The 17,645-nt window shown below is 53.2% G+C and carries 13 protein-coding genes and 1 pseudogene; 9 read left to right on the plus strand and 5 right to left on the minus strand.

All coding sequences use genetic code 11. The features are described from left to right. Window positions 1-511 precede the first annotated feature (511 nt). Together rcsD and rcsB are read left to right on the plus strand one after the other, a co-directional pair. Window positions 512-3,181 carry a phosphotransferase RcsD gene (gene rcsD / locus KI228_RS14810; protein WP_061069846.1) on the plus strand — a complete coding sequence of 890 codons (2,670 nt, stop codon included), beginning with the start codon at window positions 512-514 and terminating at the stop codon, window positions 3,179-3,181. Window positions 3,182-3,196: 15 nt separating this feature from the next. Next, a pseudogene (gene rcsB / locus KI228_RS14815) lies at window positions 3,197-3,846 on the plus strand (response regulator transcription factor RcsB). A gap of 51 nt (window positions 3,847-3,897) precedes the next feature. On the opposite strand, the gene rcsC reads toward rcsB, so the two are convergent. Continuing rightward, on the minus strand, window positions 3,898-6,744 hold the full coding sequence (rcsC, locus tag KI228_RS14820; RefSeq protein ID WP_212807486.1) for a two-component system sensor histidine kinase RcsC: 2,847 nt from the start codon (window positions 6,742-6,744) through the stop codon (window positions 3,898-3,900). A 174-nt stretch (window positions 6,745-6,918) separates the two neighbouring features. Here rcsC and atoS point away from each other — a divergent pair, with 174 nt between their 5' ends. The 7 genes from atoS (at window position 6,919) to KI228_RS14855 (ending at window position 15,119) form a co-directional block, all read left to right on the plus strand. After that, on the plus strand, window positions 6,919-8,745 hold the full coding sequence (gene atoS, locus KI228_RS14825; protein WP_054175989.1) for a two-component system sensor histidine kinase AtoS: 1,827 nt from the start codon (window positions 6,919-6,921) through the stop codon (window positions 8,743-8,745). Beyond that, window positions 8,742-10,127: an acetoacetate metabolism transcriptional regulator AtoC gene (gene atoC / locus KI228_RS14830; RefSeq protein ID WP_061069844.1), complete on the plus strand. Its 1,386-nt coding sequence runs from the start codon at window positions 8,742-8,744 to the stop codon at window positions 10,125-10,127. The genes atoS and atoC overlap by 4 nt, the downstream gene beginning before the upstream one ends. Before the next feature lie 197 nt (window positions 10,128-10,324). Further along, entirely contained in the window at window positions 10,325-10,987 is a 663-nt protein-coding gene (atoD, locus tag KI228_RS14835; protein WP_043000064.1) for an acetate CoA-transferase subunit alpha, read from the plus strand. Then, the gene (locus KI228_RS14840) at window positions 10,987-11,637 is read left to right on the plus strand and encodes a 3-oxoacid CoA-transferase subunit B (protein ID WP_141227599.1); all 651 of its coding nucleotides are present in this window, start codon (window positions 10,987-10,989) and stop codon (window positions 11,635-11,637) included. The genes atoD and KI228_RS14840 overlap by 1 nt, the downstream gene beginning before the upstream one ends. Further along, complete coding sequence (locus tag KI228_RS14845) at window positions 11,634-12,956, plus strand: TIGR00366 family protein (protein WP_043000062.1); 1,323 nt, start codon at window positions 11,634-11,636, stop codon at window positions 12,954-12,956. The genes KI228_RS14840 and KI228_RS14845 overlap by 4 nt, the downstream gene beginning before the upstream one ends. A 30-nt stretch (window positions 12,957-12,986) precedes the next feature. Then, complete coding sequence (locus KI228_RS14850; protein ID WP_054175988.1) at window positions 12,987-14,171, plus strand: acetyl-CoA C-acetyltransferase; 1,185 nt, start codon at window positions 12,987-12,989, stop codon at window positions 14,169-14,171. A 192-nt stretch (window positions 14,172-14,363) separates the two neighbouring features. After that, entirely contained in the window at window positions 14,364-15,119 is a 756-nt protein-coding gene (locus KI228_RS14855) for a MurR/RpiR family transcriptional regulator (protein ID WP_061069843.1), read from the plus strand. Between the two features lie 94 nt (window positions 15,120-15,213). On the opposite strand, the gene KI228_RS14860 is transcribed toward KI228_RS14855, so the two are convergent. From KI228_RS14860 to KI228_RS24340, 4 genes are read right to left on the minus strand one after another with little or no spacing between them, the layout of a single operon-like run. Next, window positions 15,214-16,230: a Gfo/Idh/MocA family protein gene (locus KI228_RS14860; protein WP_044258571.1), complete on the minus strand. Its 1,017-nt coding sequence runs from the start codon at window positions 16,228-16,230 to the stop codon at window positions 15,214-15,216. An 11-nt stretch (window positions 16,231-16,241) separates the two neighbouring features. Further along, window positions 16,242-17,258, minus strand: coding sequence for a PTS glucitol/sorbitol transporter subunit IIB (gene srlE / locus KI228_RS14865; protein WP_044266195.1), 1,017 nt, complete (start codon window positions 17,256-17,258; stop codon window positions 16,242-16,244). Next, entirely contained in the window at window positions 17,239-17,457 is a 219-nt protein-coding gene (locus tag KI228_RS24335; protein ID WP_346730021.1) for a PTS glucitol/sorbitol transporter subunit IIA, read from the minus strand. Before KI228_RS24335 ends, srlE begins: the two co-directional genes overlap by 20 nt. 3 nt (window positions 17,458-17,460) lie before the next feature. Next, window positions 17,461-17,637 carry a PTS glucitol/sorbitol transporter subunit IIA family protein gene (locus tag KI228_RS24340; RefSeq protein WP_249413425.1) on the minus strand — a complete coding sequence of 59 codons (177 nt, stop codon included), beginning with the start codon at window positions 17,635-17,637 and terminating at the stop codon, window positions 17,461-17,463. Between the last annotated feature and the right edge of the window lie 8 nt (window positions 17,638-17,645).

Genomic DNA, 17,645 nt, shown 5'->3' on the forward strand with positions numbered 1-17,645 from the left:
CACTCAAGAAATATATAAAATACATATAAAACAATTAATTACACAAATAAGTTTGATAGCACTGAATGACAAAACAAAATCGTCATGCATCTCTAAAATATCTCTCGCTATCATCATTAACTTTATTTATTACCGTCATTCATTTCTGAATGTCTGTTTACCCCTATTTCAACCGGATGCGATGCGTCCGGTTTTTTTTACCCTTCTTTACACTTATTTTCTCTTTATGTGCTACCGCATAAAAATAATAACAACTATTAACTATTTACCTTCATTCAGTCACTGACTGATATCAGAAACCGATTTCTTGTTATTTCGTGCTATTTCTTCACACTTGACGGGGAATATGTGTACGCCTCTGGTGGGCCTGTACACTTTTACGCCATTTAACTGATGAATTCTTTTTGGCAAAAAATGCAGAACATCAATGAGTAGAGAGTGTGGAAATTCACACCGTACCCTTTATACTGCCCTTTCACCTTCTGCGTTGTTTTACAGGTCATAACCACGAATGAGTCAGTCTGATACAACGGCTACGTCCCGATTTTCCCTCCTGCCGGGAAGCATTACCCGTTTCTTTTTATTGCTGATCATTGTGTTGCTGGTGACGATGGGCGTGATGGTGCAAAGCGCGGTTAACGCCTGGTTGAAAGATAAAAGCTATCAAATCGTCGATGTCACCCATGCAATTCATAAGCGTATCGATACCTGGCGTTACGCGACCTGGCAAATCTATGACAACATCGCCGCGACGACGAATCCGTCGAGCAGCGAAGGATTGCAGGAAACGCGCCTGAAACAGGACGTTTACTATCTTGAAAAACCACGGCGAAAAACCGAAGCGCTGATCTTTGGCTCGCATGACAGCTCAACGCTGGAAATGACGCAGCGCATCTCGTCCTACCTCGACACTCTGTGGGGCGCTGAGACGGTGCCGTGGTCCATGTATTATCTCAACGGGCAGGATAACAGCCTGACGCTCATCTCGACGCTGCCGTTAAAAGATCTCTCTTCGGGATTTAAAGAGTCGACCATCGGCAGCATTGTCGATTCCCGTCGGGCAGAAATGCTCCAGCAGGCCAATGCGCTTGACGAACGGGAAAGTTTCTCATCGCTGCGTCGGCTGGCATGGCAAAACGGCCACTATTTTACGCTGCGAACCACGTTTAATCAGCCGGGACACCTGGCGACCGTTGTCGCGTTTGACCTGCCCATCAACGACTTAATTCCTCCCGGCATGCCACTGGACAGCTTCCGCCTTGAGCCTGACACGACTCCAGCCAGCGCACGCAATGCAGATAAAGAATCGCCCGACAGCGTAAGCATCAGCTTTAACAGTTCGAAAATTGAAATCTCGTCGGCGCTCAACTCGACGGGAATGCGCCTGGTCTGGCAGGTGCCGTTTGGCACCCTACTGCTCGATACGCTGCAAAACATCCTGTTACCGCTATTGCTGAATATCGGGCTGCTGGCGCTCGCCCTGTTCGGCTATACCACCTTCCGCAACCAGCCGGGACGCACAACGGAAGTCGCGCCGAATACCGCAGCTAATAATGAGCTACGGATTCTGCGCGCGATTAACGAAGAGATTGTCTCCCTACTGCCGCTGGGTCTGCTGGTGCATGATCAAGAAGCGAACCGCACAGTGATGAGTAACAAAATTGCCGACCATCTGTTGCCGCATCTGAATCTGCAAAACATCACCAGCATGGCGGAACAGCATCAGGGCGTGATCCAGGCGACCGTCAATAACGAGCTGTATGAGATACGCCTGTTCCGCAGCCAGGTCGCTCCACGCACCCAGATCTTTATTATCCGCGACCAGGATCGTGAAGTGCTGGTGAACAAAAAGCTCAAACAGGCTCAGCGGTTATATGAAAAAAATCAGCAGGGCCGCGTCGCCTTTATGCAAAACATCAGCGAGACGTTGAAAGAGCCGGTCAAAACGCTGGCAGCGGAAGTTGCTCAATTGCAAACGTCTGATGCACAGCAACTGGCGAATCATGCCGATGTACTGGTCCGCATGATCGATGAAATTCAACTGGCGAACATGCTGGAAAACGACGCCTGGAAGAGTGAGCCTACCCTCTTCTCGGTTCAGGCGTTAATTGACGAAGTCGTCCCGCAAGTGCTGCCCGCGATGAAGCGTAAAGGCCTGCAACTGCTCATCAACAACCATCTGAAGGCAAACGACGAACGACATGGCGATCGCGATGCACTGCGACGGATCTTACTGCTGTTGATGCAGTACGCGGTAACAACTACCCAGATTGGCAAAATCACGCTCGAGGTTGATCAGGACGAATCGGTGGCCGAGCGCCTGACGTTCCGCATTCTGGATACCGGCGAAGGCGTGACGTTAAGCGAAATTGACAACCTGCATTTCCCGTTCATCAGTGAGACGCAGAAAGACCGTTACGGTAAAGCCAATCCGCTGGCCTTTTGGTTATGCGATCAGCTGGCGCGTAAACTTGGCGGACATTTGAGCATAAAAGCGCGAGATGCGCTGGGTACACGCTATACAGTCCATGTTAAAATGACGCCGCTCGACCAGCATAAAGAAGACGAAGAGCGTCTGCTGGATGATGTCAGCGTGATGATCGACGTGACCTCTAACGAGGTGCGCAATATCGTGCTTCGCCAGTTGGAAAACTGGGGAGCGACCTGCATCACCCCGGATGAGAGACTCATAAGTCAAGAATATGATCTCTTTTTAACTGATAATCCGTCTAATCTTACTGCCTCCGGCTTGCTTTTAAGCGATGATGAGTCAGGCGTGCGGAAAATTGGCCCAGGCCAGCTTCGCGTCAACTTTAATATGAGCAACGCTATGCAGGAAGCTGTACTACAACTAATTGAAGAGCAACTGGCACAAGAAGCGATCCCGGAATCCCCTCTGGGAGGTGATGAAAACGCCGAACTTCATGCCAGCGGTTATTACGCACTATTTGTAGACACAGTACCGGATGATGTTAAGAGGTTGTATACTGAGGCTGCAATCAGCGATTTTGCTGCGCTAGCCCAAACGGCTCACCGCCTGAAAGGCGTGTTTGCCATGCTAAATCTGGTACCCGGCAAGCAGTTATGTGAAACGCTGGAACATCTGATTCGTGAGAAAGATGCTCCAGGAATAGAAAAATACATCAGCGACATTGACACCTACGTCAAGAGCTTGCTGTAGCAAGGTAGCCTTTACATGAACAATATGAACGTAATTATTGCCGATGACCATCCGATTGTACTGTTCGGTATTCGCAAATCACTTGAGCAAATCGAGTGGGTGAATGTTGTTGGCGAATTTGAAGACTCCACAGCACTGATCAACAACCTGCCAAAATTAGATGCACACGTGTTGATTACCGATCTCTCTATGCCGGGCGACAAGTACGGCGATGGGATCACCCTGATCAAATACATCAAGCGTCATTTCCCAAGCCTGTCGATCATTGTTCTGACCATGAACAATAACCCGGCAATCCTGAGCGCGGTGCTTGATCTCGATATCGAAGGGATTGTCCTGAAACAGGGCGCGCCAACAGACCTGCCGAAAGCGCTGGCTGCGCTGCAGAAAGGCAAAAAGTTCACCCCGGAAAGCGTCTCTCGCCTGCTGGAAAAAATCAGCGCGGGCGGCTACGGTGACAAACGTCTCTCTCCGAAAGAGAGTGAAGTTCTGCGTCTGTTTGCCGAAGGTTTCTGGTGACTGAAATCGCCAAGAAGCTGAACCGCAGTATCAAAACCATCAGCAGCCAGAAGAAATCAGCGATGATGAAACTGGGCGTTGAAAACGATATCGCACTGCTGAACTATCTCTCTTCCGTGACCCTGAGTCCGGCAGACAAAGACTGATTCTTGCAGACGTAAAAAAGCCCGGTAAGTTTCAGCGCTTACCGGGCTTTTTTATGCTCGCGTTTTCCTGACCCGCTCCGCATACACCGCCAGCGTCTGCCTGATAACGTCCAGCGTGACCGGCTTCGACAGGCAACTGTCCATCCCCGACTCCAGACAGCGCTGCTTCTCTTCGGCTAAAGCGTTGGCCGTCACCCCAACTACCGGTAAAGTCAGCCCTAACTGACGTATGCGCTGTGTCAGTCGATAGCCATCCATATTCGGCATGTTTACGTCGCTCAGCACGATATCGATATGGTTTTTGCTCAGCACGTTCAGGGCATCCACGCCGTCATTGGCGGTTTTGCACTGATACCCGAGCGATCCCAGCTGATCGGCCAGCAGGCGGCGGTTAATCGGATGATCGTCAACCACCAGGATCATCATGTCATCATTGGTGGCCGCCGCTTTTTCCGGAGCCGGTAACGCGGAGGAGAGCTCCTCATCGTCCAGCTCAATACGGTAGATCCGGGCCAGCAGCGCCGGCAGTTCATGTGGCGACGCCACGCTGTACACCCATTCCCCCGGCACCCTTTCCAGTGGAATACCAATGTGGCGCCGACAGAAAATCACCGCTGCCCGCCCCTGCCACGGCTGTTCCAGGGCATCGTCGGTGATCAACATGTCATCACTCGCCGGTATCTGCCCTTCATAACGCATCACCTCAACACCGTTACGCGTCAGGCTGTTTTCGACAAACTGGCACAAAGACGCATTACGCACCGCCAACCAGCAACGTGTTCTGGCAAGTCCATCAAGCCCTTTTTTCGCCGGATACTGCGCGCCATACAGCGGAATACGCACTGTAAACTGGCTCCCCATCCCTGGTTCAGAATCAACCGAAATGTCACCATCCATCATGCTGATCAGCTTTTCGCAAATCGCCAGTCCCAGCCCCGTTCCCTGGAAATTGCGCTGCACACCCGTACCGACCTGGAAGAACGGATCGAACAAGCGCACCACTTCTTTCGCCGGGATCCCGACGCCGGTATCCCGCACCCGAATGCTGAGATAATCATCGTCGCGGCTGACATGCAGCACAATGCAGCCGATGTCGGTGAATTTAATCGCGTTGCTCAACAGATTAGAAATCACCTGTTGCAGGCGCATCGGATCGCCATTAAGCGCAACCGGCACATTCGGTTCGATAAAGCAGTACAGCCCAAGCTGCTTGCGCACCACCAGCGGCAGATAGTTCGCGGTAATGTGGCTCATCACCTCACGTGGCGAGAATTCACGCGGCTCAATTTTCAACTGCTCCGATTCGATTTTCGAGAAGTCGAGAATGTCACTGATGATTTTCAGCAGCAGACTGGAAGAGTTATTCATCGCCGTCACCAGGCGATCGACCCCTTTTGGCAATTCTTTGGTTTGCAGCAGATCAAGGTTACCGATAATGCCATACAGCGGCGTGCGCAGCTCGTGGCTGACGGTCGCCAGGAACATCGATTTCGACTGACTCGCCTGTTCAGCCGCCTGCGCCATCTCCTGCAACGACTCCTCCATTTTGACGCGGGCGGAAACATCCACCAGCACGCAAATCGCCACGTTTTCATTGCGATAGCGGGAATGGACGAAGCTAATCTGCAAATTGGTGTTATTGCTGGTCAGCACATCGACAAAGTTCACCTGCTGACCACAGATGATTTGCGTCAGCCGCTGTCGATCCTCATGGGTGAGCATGTTCAGGTAGGTATGGGCCAGCTCGTTACTGAGGATGTTAATACCGTCAACGGTGCGCAGAATACAGATCCCGACCGGTGCGGACGCGACAATCTTACGGTTAAACTGCTCATGCTCTTCCAGCCGTTGGGCGTCGCTTTCCGCCGGAATAAAGATTCGTCGTTCGTACATGCGCGCGAGAGTAAACAGTGCCGCACCTACCAGCACGTTCAGCAGAATGGCATTCAGAATCAGCATCCGGATCCGTTCCAGCACCAGATCGACCGGAACGGAATAGACAATGCTTAACGAAGACGGCGGCAGATTTTTCTTCAGCACCAGCTCACGAAAGCCCGGCGTATAGCCAAACGAGGAGCGTTCCTGCATCCAGCGAGGTTCCGCCTTGATGGTACTTTCCGGCCCGGTCAGCGAAATCAACGCATGCCCATTTTCATCCAGAATGGTCACGCCCATCGGCAGACTGCCCGGCGTAAAGAAGTTTTCCATTCGAATGGATTGTTCAATGCCCAACAGCGCCTGCAGGCGGTTTGCCAGATAAACCGGCGTCAGCGCGTAGAAATAGCCAATCCCTGGACGTGGTCCCTGCGCCACCCAGTAGAGGTTGTTTCCGGATTCATCCTGCGGCGCGTTGCGGTACTTCATAATCCGCTCGTGCAGCGTTTTCAGCGCGTTATCGCGCTCGACGGGCATATCGCGCAGGCCGAAATTCGCCATGCAGAGATTATCGCTGCCAATGAGAAATACACGATTCAGATCGTACGCAGCGGAAAAGTTGTCACGCCAGTAGCGCATGAACCACGCCAGCGACTCCAGCGATCCGCGCCAGGCGTTGCCCATTGCCGCGCAGTCGGAATCGGCAAACAGTGGCTGAAAGGTCGGCACCTCGGTTTTATCGTCACGCGACCGTGAAGACAACACGCCGTTCTCCGCCGTCAGGCGATTCTCCGCGATGTACTTGAGCTCTTTCATCACATCCGACGTGCGCTGAATGTAGCGCAGGGCCTGATCGGAACTGAGATTAAACTCCTGGCGGATCTCTGACTCCCGCTGATGCAAGGCGTTCACAATGTAGAACACCGAAGCAAAGGCAATCAGCAGCCAAATCAACAGCGCCAACGCTCTGAACAGATAGCGCGAGATTTTCAGGGTCGTGCGAAAGGATGCAAGGTATTTCAAAAGGGCGAAGCTCCGCCTCAGGCGATAAATGGAGTGTGGTTAAGGTAGCGGTAAATGCGCGTCGTCGCAATGCCCGCGCCTGCGTTTGCGGGAATATGATACACCGCTGAGAAACAGTTGCCGCAACCCCCGATAATTAGCGTTTGTCAGAAAATGGGTCACAGGGATGCCAGCATGCGCTTTTTGAGAGGGTTATACCCGCGACGCTTACGCAATCAGATGATCCTGATGGCGCTTCTGATGGTCATCGTGCCGACGCTGTCGATTGGTTATATCGTAGAAACCGAAGGACGGTCAGCAGTCTTATCTGAAAAAGAGAAAAAATTATCTGCCGTTGTACACCTGCTCGATCAGGCGCTGGGCGATCGCTTTACCCATTTTACGGCGCTGCCGCGGGACGAACGTATTCAGGCGCTGAATACCGAACTCGGCCCCATCACTGAGCGGATCACTCAGGCATTTCCGGGCGTCGGCGCGGGCTACTATAACAAAGCGCTGGATGCGATTGTGACCTACGCCCCTTCCGCGCTGTACCAAAATAACGTTGGCGTGACGATTGCCGCCGATCACCCCGGACGCGAAGTGATGCGCAGCAATGCCCCGGTCGTCTTTTCCGGTCGCCAGGTGCGCGGCGATATTCTTAACTCCATGATCCCCATCACCCGGGATGGCGACGTGCTGGGCTACATCTGGGCGAATGAGTTGACGGAAGATATCCAGCGTCAGGCGTGGAGGATGGACGTGCGCATCATTGCGGTGCTGGCGGCAGGTCTGCTCTGTAGCCTGCTCTTGATCGTGCTGTTTTCCCGACGCCTTGGCGCCAATATCGACATCATCACGGACGGTCTGTCGACGCTGGCGCAAAAAACGCCAGCACAACTTCCCAATCTGCCTGGCGAACTGGGGCAAATTAGCCGCAGCGTTAACGCGTTGGCGCAAACGTTGCGTGAAACGAAAACCCTTAACGATCTGATCATTGAAAACGCCGCCGATGGGGTGATCGCAATCGATAGACAGGGCGATGTCACCACCATGAACCCTGCGGCGGAAATGATTACCGGCTATACGCTCAATGAACTGGTCGGTCGCCCCTATGCCACCCTCTTCTCCGACCCGCATTTTGCCAGCCCGGTTCTCGATACCCTGGCGCACGGGACGGAGCATCTGGCACAGGAAGTTAGCTTTCCGGCGCGCGACCGCACCATTGAACTCAGTGTCACCACCAGCCGTATTCATAACCCCAATGGTGAATTGATCGGTGCGCTGGTGATTTTTTCCGACCTGACTGCCCGCAAAGAAACGCAGCGTCGCCTGGCGCAAACCGAGAGACTTGCCACTTTGGGTGAACTGATGGCCGGGGTGGCGCATGAGGTACGTAATCCGCTCACCGCCATCCGGGGTTATGTGCAGATCATCCGTCAACAAACCAGCCTGCCTGTGCATCAGGAATATCTGTCCGTGGTACTGAAAGAAATTGATTCCATCAACAAAGTCATTCAGCAGTTGCTGGATTTCTCCCGGCCGCGACAAAGCCAGTGGCAGCAAGTTCTGCTCAATTCGCTGATCGAAGAGACGCTGATTCTGGTGCAAACCTCCGGCGTTCAGGCACGGATCACGTTCAACTTTGAACAGGATACGGGACTGCCTGCCATCGTTGCCGATCGTGAGCTGTTAAAACAGGTGATCCTCAATCTTTTGATTAATGCCGTGCAGGCCATCAACGCACGCGGTGAAATCCGCATTCGCACCTGGCAATATTCAGCCACGCAACAAGCCGTGGCGATTGAAGATAACGGCGGTGGGATTGATATCGCGCTACAGAAAAAGATTTTTGACCCCTTTTTCACCACCAAAGCCTCAGGAACAGGGCTTGGACTCGCGCTCAGCCAACGCATTATCAATGCTCATCAGGGCGATATTCACGTCGCCAGTATGCCCGGATGTGGCGCGACGTTTACCCTTATTTTACCGATTAACCCACAGGGAAACTTGTCAGTATGAAAACCCGCTACCGTATCCTCATTGTGGATGACGAAGATAACGTTCGTCGCATGCTCACCACCGCCTTTTCGCTACAGGGGCATGAAACGCACTGTGCCAGCAACGGGGAGGAAGCGTTGCAGCGCTTTGCCGACGCTCCACCGGATGTGGTGCTGATGGATATCCGCATGCCGGAAATGAACGGGATCGACGCCCTGAAAGTCATGCGCACTCAGCAGCCGCGCATCCCCGTGATCCTGATGACCGCTTATGCCGAAGTCGAAACCGCCGTCGAAGCATTACGCAGCGGGGCGTTTGATTACGTGATCAAACCTTTCGATCTCGATGAACTGAATTTACTGATCCAACGCGCCCTGCAACTGCAGGCGATGAAACAGGAGATCCGCAGCCTGCATCAGGCGCTGAGCACCAGCTGGCAGTGGGGACATATCCTGACCAACAGTCCGCGGATGATGGATATCTGCAAAGACACGGCGAAAATTGCCCTGTCGCAGGCCAACGTTCTGATCAGTGGTGAAAGCGGTACCGGCAAGGAGTTGATTGCGCGCGCTATTCACTACAATTCGCGCCGGGCAAACGGTCCGTTTATCAAAATCAACTGCGCCGCGTTACCGGAGTCGCTGCTGGAAAGCGAGTTGTTCGGTCATGAAAAAGGGGCTTTCACCGGCGCACAAACTCAGCGTCAGGGACTGTTCGAACGCGCTCATCAGGGAACGCTGCTACTCGATGAAATTGGTGAAATGCCGCTGGTGCTCCAGGCTAAATTACTGCGCATTCTGCAGGAACGGGAATTCGAACGCGTGGGCGGGCATCAGACGATTCAGGTGGATATCCGCATCGTCGCTGCCACCAACCGCGATCTCCATGCGATGGTGAAAGAAGGCGCTTTCCGTGAAGACCTGTTCTATCGTCTGAATGTGATTCATCTGCAACTTCCCCCGCTGCGCGAACGACGGGAAGACATTGCGCTGCTGGCTAACCACTTCCTGCAGAAATTCAGTTCGGAAAATCAGCGCGACATTATTGAGATCGATCCGGCGGCCATGTCGATGCTTACCACCTGGCCCTGGCCCGGAAACATCCGCGAACTTTCAAACGTCATTGAGCGGGCGGTGGTGATGAATACCGGTGCCGTCATTTTTGCAGAAGATCTGCCTGCCCCGCTCCGCCAGCCGGTGGGTAGTGGCAGCGAGATAAAGGCCACACAGCCCGGTGAACGCAATCTGAAAGAAGAGATTAAACGCGAAGAGAAGCGGATCATTATCGAGGTACTTGAACAGCATGAAGGAAACCGCACCCGCGCCGCCCTGATGTTAGGCATCAGTCGACGTGCCCTGATGTATAAATTGCAGGAATACGGTATCGATACGGCAGGCTTGTAGAACCAGAATCTGCTATGCAGAATTTTGCACAGTGCGCAAAATTCTGCATAGCATCCGCACTAAGATCACACAACACCCCCATGAATATTTAATTATATTCAACAGGTTAACTAATATCCCTGTCCGTTAGCCATTCTGGCATCCCGCTTGCTATTCCCTTTGTGTACCCAAAATGGAGTATGCAAAAGGGAAACATAATGAAAACAAAACTGATTACCTTACAGAACGCTGCCGGATTCTTTCGTGACGGCATGACCATCATGGTTGGTGGTTTTATGGGGGTCGGGACCCCGCCCCGCCTTGTCGAAGCCTTACTTGAATCCGGCGTCAGAGACCTGACACTGATCGCCAACGATACCGCCTTTGTCGATACCGGCATCGGCCCGCTGATCGTCAATGGCCGGGTGAACAAAGTCATTGCGTCCCATATCGGCACTAACCCGGAAACCGGGCGTCGGATGATCGCCAAAGAGATGGACGTTCAGCTGGTGCCGCAGGGTACGCTGATTGAACAGATCCGCTGCGGCGGTGCTGGACTCGGCGGCTTCCTGACCCCAACCGGCGTCGGCACGATTGTGGAAGATGGCAAACAAACCCTGACGCTTGACGGCAAAACCTGGCTACTGGAGCGACCGTTGCGTGCCGACCTGGCACTCATCCGCGCGCACCGTGCCGACCCACTCGGCAACCTGACCTACCAACTCAGCGCCCGCAACTTCAACCCGCTTATTGCCCTCGCCGCCGATATCACTCTGGTGGAACCTGACGAACTCGTTGAGACAGGCGATCTGTTGCCTGATCAGATAGTCACCCCCGGCGCCGTTATCGACCATATCGTCATGCCACAGGAGAGCAAATAATGGATGCTAAACAACGTATTGCGCGCCGTGTGGCGCAAGAACTTCGCGATGGTGATGTTGTGAATTTAGGCATTGGCCTGCCGACGATGGTCGCCAACTATCTGCCGGATGACATTCATATCACCCTGCAATCAGAGAACGGATTTCTCGGACTGGGACCGGTCACGACCGCGCATCCCGATCTGGTGAACGCCGGTGGTCAACCCTGCGGAATATTGCCGGGTGCGGCGATGTTCGACAGCGCGATGTCATTCGCGCTGATTCGTGGCGGCCACGTCGATGCCTGCGTACTGGGCGGGTTGCAGGTTGATGAACAGGCTAACCTCGCGAACTGGGTCGTGCCCGGCAAAATGGTCCCTGGGATGGGCGGCGCGATGGATCTGGTAACCGGAGCGCGCAAAGTGATTATCGCGATGGAACACTGCGCGAAAGACGACTCGGCGAAAATCCTTCGCCACTGCACCATGCCACTGACGGCCCAGCATGCGGTGCATATGCTGGTTACCGAACTCGCCGTGTTCCGCTTTATCGACGGCAAAATGTGGCTGACGGAAATCGTCGACGGGTGCGACCTCGATACTCTGCGAGCAAAAACAGAAGCGCAGTTTGACATTGCCGCCGATCTGGTCGTTCAGCGAGGTGAAGCATGATCGGCCGTATCTCGCGTTTCATGACGCGCTTCGTCAGTCGCTGGCTGCCCGATCCCCTGATTTTCGCCATGCTGCTGACGCTGTTGACGTTCGGCATCGCGCTGTGGCTGACGCCGCAAACGCCGATCAGTATGGTGCGTTTCTGGGGGGATGGCTTCTGGAATCTGCTGGCCTTCGGGATGCAGATGGCGTTGATCATCGTGACAGGTCACGCGCTGGCCAGTTCCGGTCCGGTGAAAAACCTGCTGCGTACTGCCGCGTCTGCCGCAAAAACGCCCGCGCAGGGCGTAATGCTGGTGACCTTCTTTGGCTCCGTCGCTTGCGTCATTAACTGGGGCTTCGGTCTGGTAGTGGGAGCGATGTTTGCCCGTGAAGTTGCCCGTCGCGTGCCGGGATCCGATTATCCGCTGCTGATTGCCTGCGCTTATATCGGTTTTCTGACCTGGGGCGGCGGCTTCTCAGGCTCGATGCCCCTGCTGGCGGCAACGCCGGGTAACCCGGTGGAACACATTGCGGGCTTGATTCCGGTCAGCGACACCCTGTTTACCGGTTTCAACATCTTCATCACTCTCGGTCTGATTGTGGTCATGCCGTTTATCACCCGCATGATGACGCCAAAACCGTCGGATGTTGTCAGCGTCGATCCGAAACTGTTGATGGAAGAGCCTGATTTCCAGAAGACCTTGCCAGCAGATGCGCCTCCGTCCGAAAAACTGGAAGAGAGCCGAATCCTGGCGCTGATCATTGGGGCATTAGGCATCGCTTATCTCGGGATCTACTTCGCCGAGAAAGGGTTCAACATCACCATCAACACCGTCAACCTGATGTTTATGATTGCCGGTCTGCTGCTGCACAAAACGCCGATGGCCTATATGCGCGCCATTAGTGCCGCTGCGCGCAGCACCGCCGGTATCCTGGTGCAGTTCCCGTTCTATGCCGGTATCCAGTTGATGATGGAGCACTCCGGTCTCGGAGGACTCATCACCGAGTTCTTCATCAACGTCGCCAATAAAGACACCTTCCCGGTCATGACCTTCTTCAGCTCTGCGCTGATCAACTTTGCCGTGCCGTCAGGCGGTGGCCACTGGGTTATACAGGGACCGTTCGTCATGCCAGCCGCGCAAGCGCTAGGGGCCGATCTGGGTAAATCCGTGATGGCGATTGCCTACGGCGAGCAGTGGATGAACATGGCGCAACCCTTCTGGGCGCTTCCCGCACTGGCCATCGCCGGGTTGGGGGTTCGCGACATCATGGGGTACTGCATCACCGCCCTGCTTTTCTCCGGTGTCATTTTTGTTGTCGGTCTGACCTTTTTCTGACGGCAGCGACTCACTTTTAAGGAACAGAAGATGAAAAATTGTGTCATCGTCAGCGCAGTACGTACCGCCATCGGCGGCTTCAACGGCGCGCTGGCCACCACCAGCGCCATCGAACTTGGCGCGACTGTGATTAGCGCCGCGCTGGAACGCGCGCAACTCGACCCGCAACGTGTGGATGAAGTGATCATGGGCAACGTGTTGCAGGCCGGTCTGGGACAAAACCCGGCGCGCCAGGCACTGTTAAAAAGCGGCCTTAGCGAAACCGTCTGCGGGTTTACCGTCAACAAAGTCTGCGGTTCAGGGCTCAAAAGCGTCGCACTGGCCGCCCAGGCAATTCAGGCCGGTCAGGCACAGGCGCTGGTTGCTGGCGGCATGGAAAACATGAGTCTGGCCCCCTATCTGCTGGATGCGAAAGCCCGCTGGGGTTATCGCCTCGGCGACGGCCAGTTGTCGGATGTGATTCTGCGTGACGGTCTGCTCTGTGCCACCCATGGTTATCACATGGGGATCACCGCCGAAAACGTCGCCCGTGAATACGGTATCAGCCGCGACATGCAGGATGAGCTCGCACTGCTCTCTCAGAAAAAAGCGGTCGCCGCCATCCATTCTGGCGCCTTTGAGGCCGAAATTGTGCCGGTCAGCGTCACGTCGCGTAAAAAAACCATTGTCTTTGACCGCGACGAATTCCCCAAGGCTGACTCAACAGCAGAAGGTCTTGCGGCACTGCGTCCGGCGTTTGATAAGGCCGGCACCGTCACCGCTGGCAACGCCTCTGGGATCAACGACGGCGCGGCCGCGCTGGTGGTCATGGAAGAATCTGCCGCACTGGCGGCAGGACTGAAACCGCTGGCACGCATTAAGGCATATGCCAGCGGCGGCGTCGCGCCAGCGCTGATGGGGATGGGGCCGGTACCCGCCACGCAGAAAGCCCTGAAACAATGCGGATTGCAGCTTTCCGATATCGATCTGATTGAAGCCAATGAGGCGTTTGCCGCGCAGTTCCTTGCCGTCGGCAAGACGCTGGGCTTCGACCCACAAAAGGTGAACGTGAACGGTGGCGCGATTGCGCTTGGGCATCCGATCGGCGCCAGCGGCGCGCGGATCCTGGTGACATTGCTGCATGCGCTTTCCGCCAGGGATAAAACGCTGGGTCTGGCAACGCTGTGCATCGGCGGCGGTCAGGGTATTGCAATGATTGTGGAAAGGATGAATTAACCCCTGGGGTCCCCTGGTTAGACACTAAATCCTTCGAGTCGCAGGACAACAGGCAGCAGGCATTTTGAACAACGCTTGCGCTGGCTTAAAGGGACGAGGCTCATGGACGAGCCGGATCGCTCCATCGCCAACACAGAGGCTGCTTGAAGGATAAAGTGTATCTGTCATAATAAACAAAACCGAGGGACCTCAATGAACATTATCGAACAACTTCAGTTACTGGTAAAAACAGGTACGCACGCGGAGCAAACAATTAGCCGTTACATTCTGGCTACATTATCGGGCGCGGAAAAACTGACGTCGACGGCAATTTCAAAAAAGACGCAAACCAGCCAACCCTCCATTGTTCGCTTTGCGCAATCTCTCGGTTATACCGGCTTTACTTCATTTAAATATGATTTAATTAAGTGTCTGCGCAGCGCACCTGAGGCACTGCTTCCGGCCCAGGCAACGAAAAACAATGTTATTCTTGGCGAGTTTATTAATAATAATAACCCTGCGGCCCTTAATACTTTCTTTGAAATTATTAATTCCAGCCGTAACCTCTATTTCTGTCATCCGCGAGAACTGAGTTCATTACTCAGCAATATCATTCAGGATTATAGTGATATTGGCAAAGTCTGCATTCCCGTAGAGTACCAGAATGCCCATTTATTGCTGACAAACACCTTGACGGATTGTGATTCCGTGATCCTGCTTCCTGGACTCAAAGATGAGCCGGATAATCAACTCATTACCTTGATTCGCGAGCATGAGGCCGCCTCACTGGCAGTCGCCTGCCATCAGAGCGGCGCGACGCTTGCCGATGTAACCTTATATACGCCTCAGTCCAGCGTCAGCCCCCTCAGTTTCGCCGCACTGAAAATGTCTTTACACACGCTTTTTTTCCACGCGCTGCAATATTGCTATCTGAATATGAATAATGAAAAGGCGCCTCATAAACAATGATCATCGACCGGGTTGAGGGGGAATAACGAACCCTGCCTTAATCAAAGAAATTAAAGCCAGCAAAACGGTTTATGAGGCGTAAACCACCGATGAGTTATAACTGCACAATACGTCCTGTCGATAACGAATGATGTACGGCTTCACATATTAACGTCGCCTGCAACCCATCATCAGCGGTTGCCAGATAAGGGGTATCAAATAATATGTGCTCAACAAAATCATGTATTGGCTGAATCCCATAGCCACTGGCTTTATTATTAACGTAATTAATAAAATTATAATTTGGCGTTGCACTGCGCTGAGGGGTGAACATTTCATATCCCCGCAACTGCGCATCGGCGCGATAATAGTTATTCTCGGTAATAACAAAACTACGCCCATCGTTTGCTTTGGGAAATGAAGGTGGTAAGCACCACCCCACTTCAACGGTCCATTGCGCGCCATTATCAAAGGTGACAAACGACTGAATGGTATCCCAGGAATCAACGCCTTCCGCCACCAGCTTCTTCTTCTGCCCTATCGCATAGACGCTCACCGCATTGGCACCGTTCATATAATATCTAATCAAATCAAAACAATGCGTTCCGAGAAAATGAACGGGAGAACTCTCATTCGCCCATGACAGCCAGTTTTTCGGCACGTCGATAATATCGTCCATGCTCATATAGCCACGCAGGACCTGACCGGTTTCGGGTTTCAGCAGCTCATGGTGAATATGCTGTGCCATCCCGTCCCAACGCTTGTGGTAATCAACGCCAATCTTCACTCCTTGTTGCTGCGCACAGCGGATGATTTCCCGACATTCCGCTGACGTTGTCGCCATCGGTTTCTCAATCAGCACATGTTTGCCCGCCCTGATGGCTTCAATCGTGGCATCAAAGTGGAACGGATCCGGCGTCGCGATTGATATCAGATCAACGTCCGTCGCGGCAAACAACTCTGCCAGCGAGGCATAACCAGGCACCTGAAACTCCGCCGCAACGTTGGCGCGGATGTCCGGATTGATCTCGCAAAACCCCACCAGGTTCACCCACGGATTATAGTGATACGCATTGATATGATGTTTGCCATAAATACCGGCCCCCACCACCGCGGCATTGATTTTGTTCATTACACATTTCCTCAGTTAAACAAGCCAAACGAAAACAGATAACCGATGGCCACCGCCAGAGGCGCGGTAATCATCCGTGACAGCAAGAAAGAGGGCACGCCAAGACGAATGGTTTTCTCTTTCGCCTCCTGCATGGAAAGCCCAACGGGAATGAAATCGGCACCGACCTGGACGTTAATCGCGAACAGCGCCGGCAACGCCATCAGCGGTGAAACCACCCCGCTACCGATTAGCGTTCCTACCAGCACACCAACGACCTGCGCAATCGCCGCGCCAGGAGCCAGAATGGGAGAGATGAAGGGCAGACCACAAATAATCGCAATCACAAACAGACCGGTTAACGATCCGGCAAGCGGCGACAGCGCATTCCCGGTCCACTGACCAATCGCGGTCTCCTGAACCAGAGCGATCAGAACCGAGATAAAGGCCATAAAGGGGATCACGTTTTTAATACACAGCTCGACCGATTCACGCGCCGAGGAGTAGAGCAGGCTGACAAAGTTACCGATTCCCGTCGCAAAACGCGTCATCAACTCCAGCGCGGTGTTGGTCGCGGAACCGCGTGGTTTTGCCTCCACGCGTTCGTGAGCCACGGCACAGGCATGGTCTGCCGGGAGAGGATCACTGAGCTCAACGTTTTCCTCCCCGGTTACCGGTTGATTAATGGTTTCAATCAGCGAAAGCGATTCAAGACTGACATCAGAGATGTAAATATCTTCGGTGATATATTTCGCCAGCGGCCCCATCGCACCGGTAGGGAGTACGTTGATTGTCTTGATTCTTTTCTGCGGATAAATGCCGCAGCGCAGTGAACCGCCACAGTTGATGACCACACAAAGGATTTTCTTATCATCCGGCATGGCGTCAAAGCCGTTAACCACGGTCATTTCCAGCATTTCACCCAGTTTTTTCGCGACCGGATCAATGGTTTTGCCGGTAAGCGACAGGATGACCATGCGGGTATCGCGAGATAAATACATGTCATCGCCAATCCCTGAATGACCTTTTTTAATCAGTACGGTTTTCATTGGTTTTCCTCATTATTGTCAATGGGCCAATCAATTCATTTACGGATGGAGAACAATGACTGTTAACGTGTAATGAACCATAGGCTATTGGCTTTTCAGCCCCGTCAAATACCACTGTCACATGACCTAACTCGCATAAATTTTGCCATGCGGCCTCTCCCCAGCAGGTTATATTCCAGGTCTGATTATTAATCTGCAGAACTTAATCCATTGTTTTTTGTAATGGGGTAACATCACAAACAATATTCTTAATGACCAGGACATAATCGAGATAATCTTCCGGAGCATGGTCATTAAAGGTAATCAACATGCCATTAAGCAGTCCCTCTTCCACTTTTCTTCCAGCCTTTACGACGTCAGCCGAAAATAGTACTTTCATTGTTTTCC

It is taken from the genome of Citrobacter amalonaticus (genome assembly GCF_018323885.1).
Classification (GTDB): Bacteria; Pseudomonadota; Gammaproteobacteria; order Enterobacterales; family Enterobacteriaceae; genus Citrobacter_A; species Citrobacter_A amalonaticus.

Bases quoted from the DNA above. Each gene is read 5' to 3' on its own strand.
- rcsD (WP_061069846.1), top strand. From the start codon at position 512: ATGAGTCAGTCTGATACAACGGCTACGTCCCGATTTTCCCTCCTGCCG.
- atoS (WP_054175989.1), top strand. From the start codon at position 6,919: ATGCGCTTTTTGAGAGGGTTATACCCGCGACGCTTACGCAATCAGATG.
- atoC (WP_061069844.1), top strand. From the start codon at position 8,742: ATGAAAACCCGCTACCGTATCCTCATTGTGGATGACGAAGATAACGTT.
- atoD (WP_043000064.1), top strand. From the start codon at position 10,325: ATGAAAACAAAACTGATTACCTTACAGAACGCTGCCGGATTCTTTCGT.
- KI228_RS14840 (WP_141227599.1), top strand. From the start codon at position 10,987: ATGGATGCTAAACAACGTATTGCGCGCCGTGTGGCGCAAGAACTTCGC.
- KI228_RS14845 (WP_043000062.1), top strand. From the start codon at position 11,634: ATGATCGGCCGTATCTCGCGTTTCATGACGCGCTTCGTCAGTCGCTGG.
- KI228_RS14850 (WP_054175988.1), top strand. From the start codon at position 12,987: ATGAAAAATTGTGTCATCGTCAGCGCAGTACGTACCGCCATCGGCGGC.
- KI228_RS14855 (WP_061069843.1), top strand. From the start codon at position 14,364: ATGAACATTATCGAACAACTTCAGTTACTGGTAAAAACAGGTACGCAC.
- KI228_RS14860 (WP_044258571.1), bottom strand. From the start codon at position 16,230: ATGAACAAAATCAATGCCGCGGTGGTGGGGGCCGGTATTTATGGCAAA.
- srlE (WP_044266195.1), bottom strand. From the start codon at position 17,258: ATGAAAACCGTACTGATTAAAAAAGGTCATTCAGGGATTGGCGATGAC.
- KI228_RS24340 (WP_249413425.1), bottom strand. From the start codon at position 17,637: ATGAAAGTACTATTTTCGGCTGACGTCGTAAAGGCTGGAAGAAAAGTG.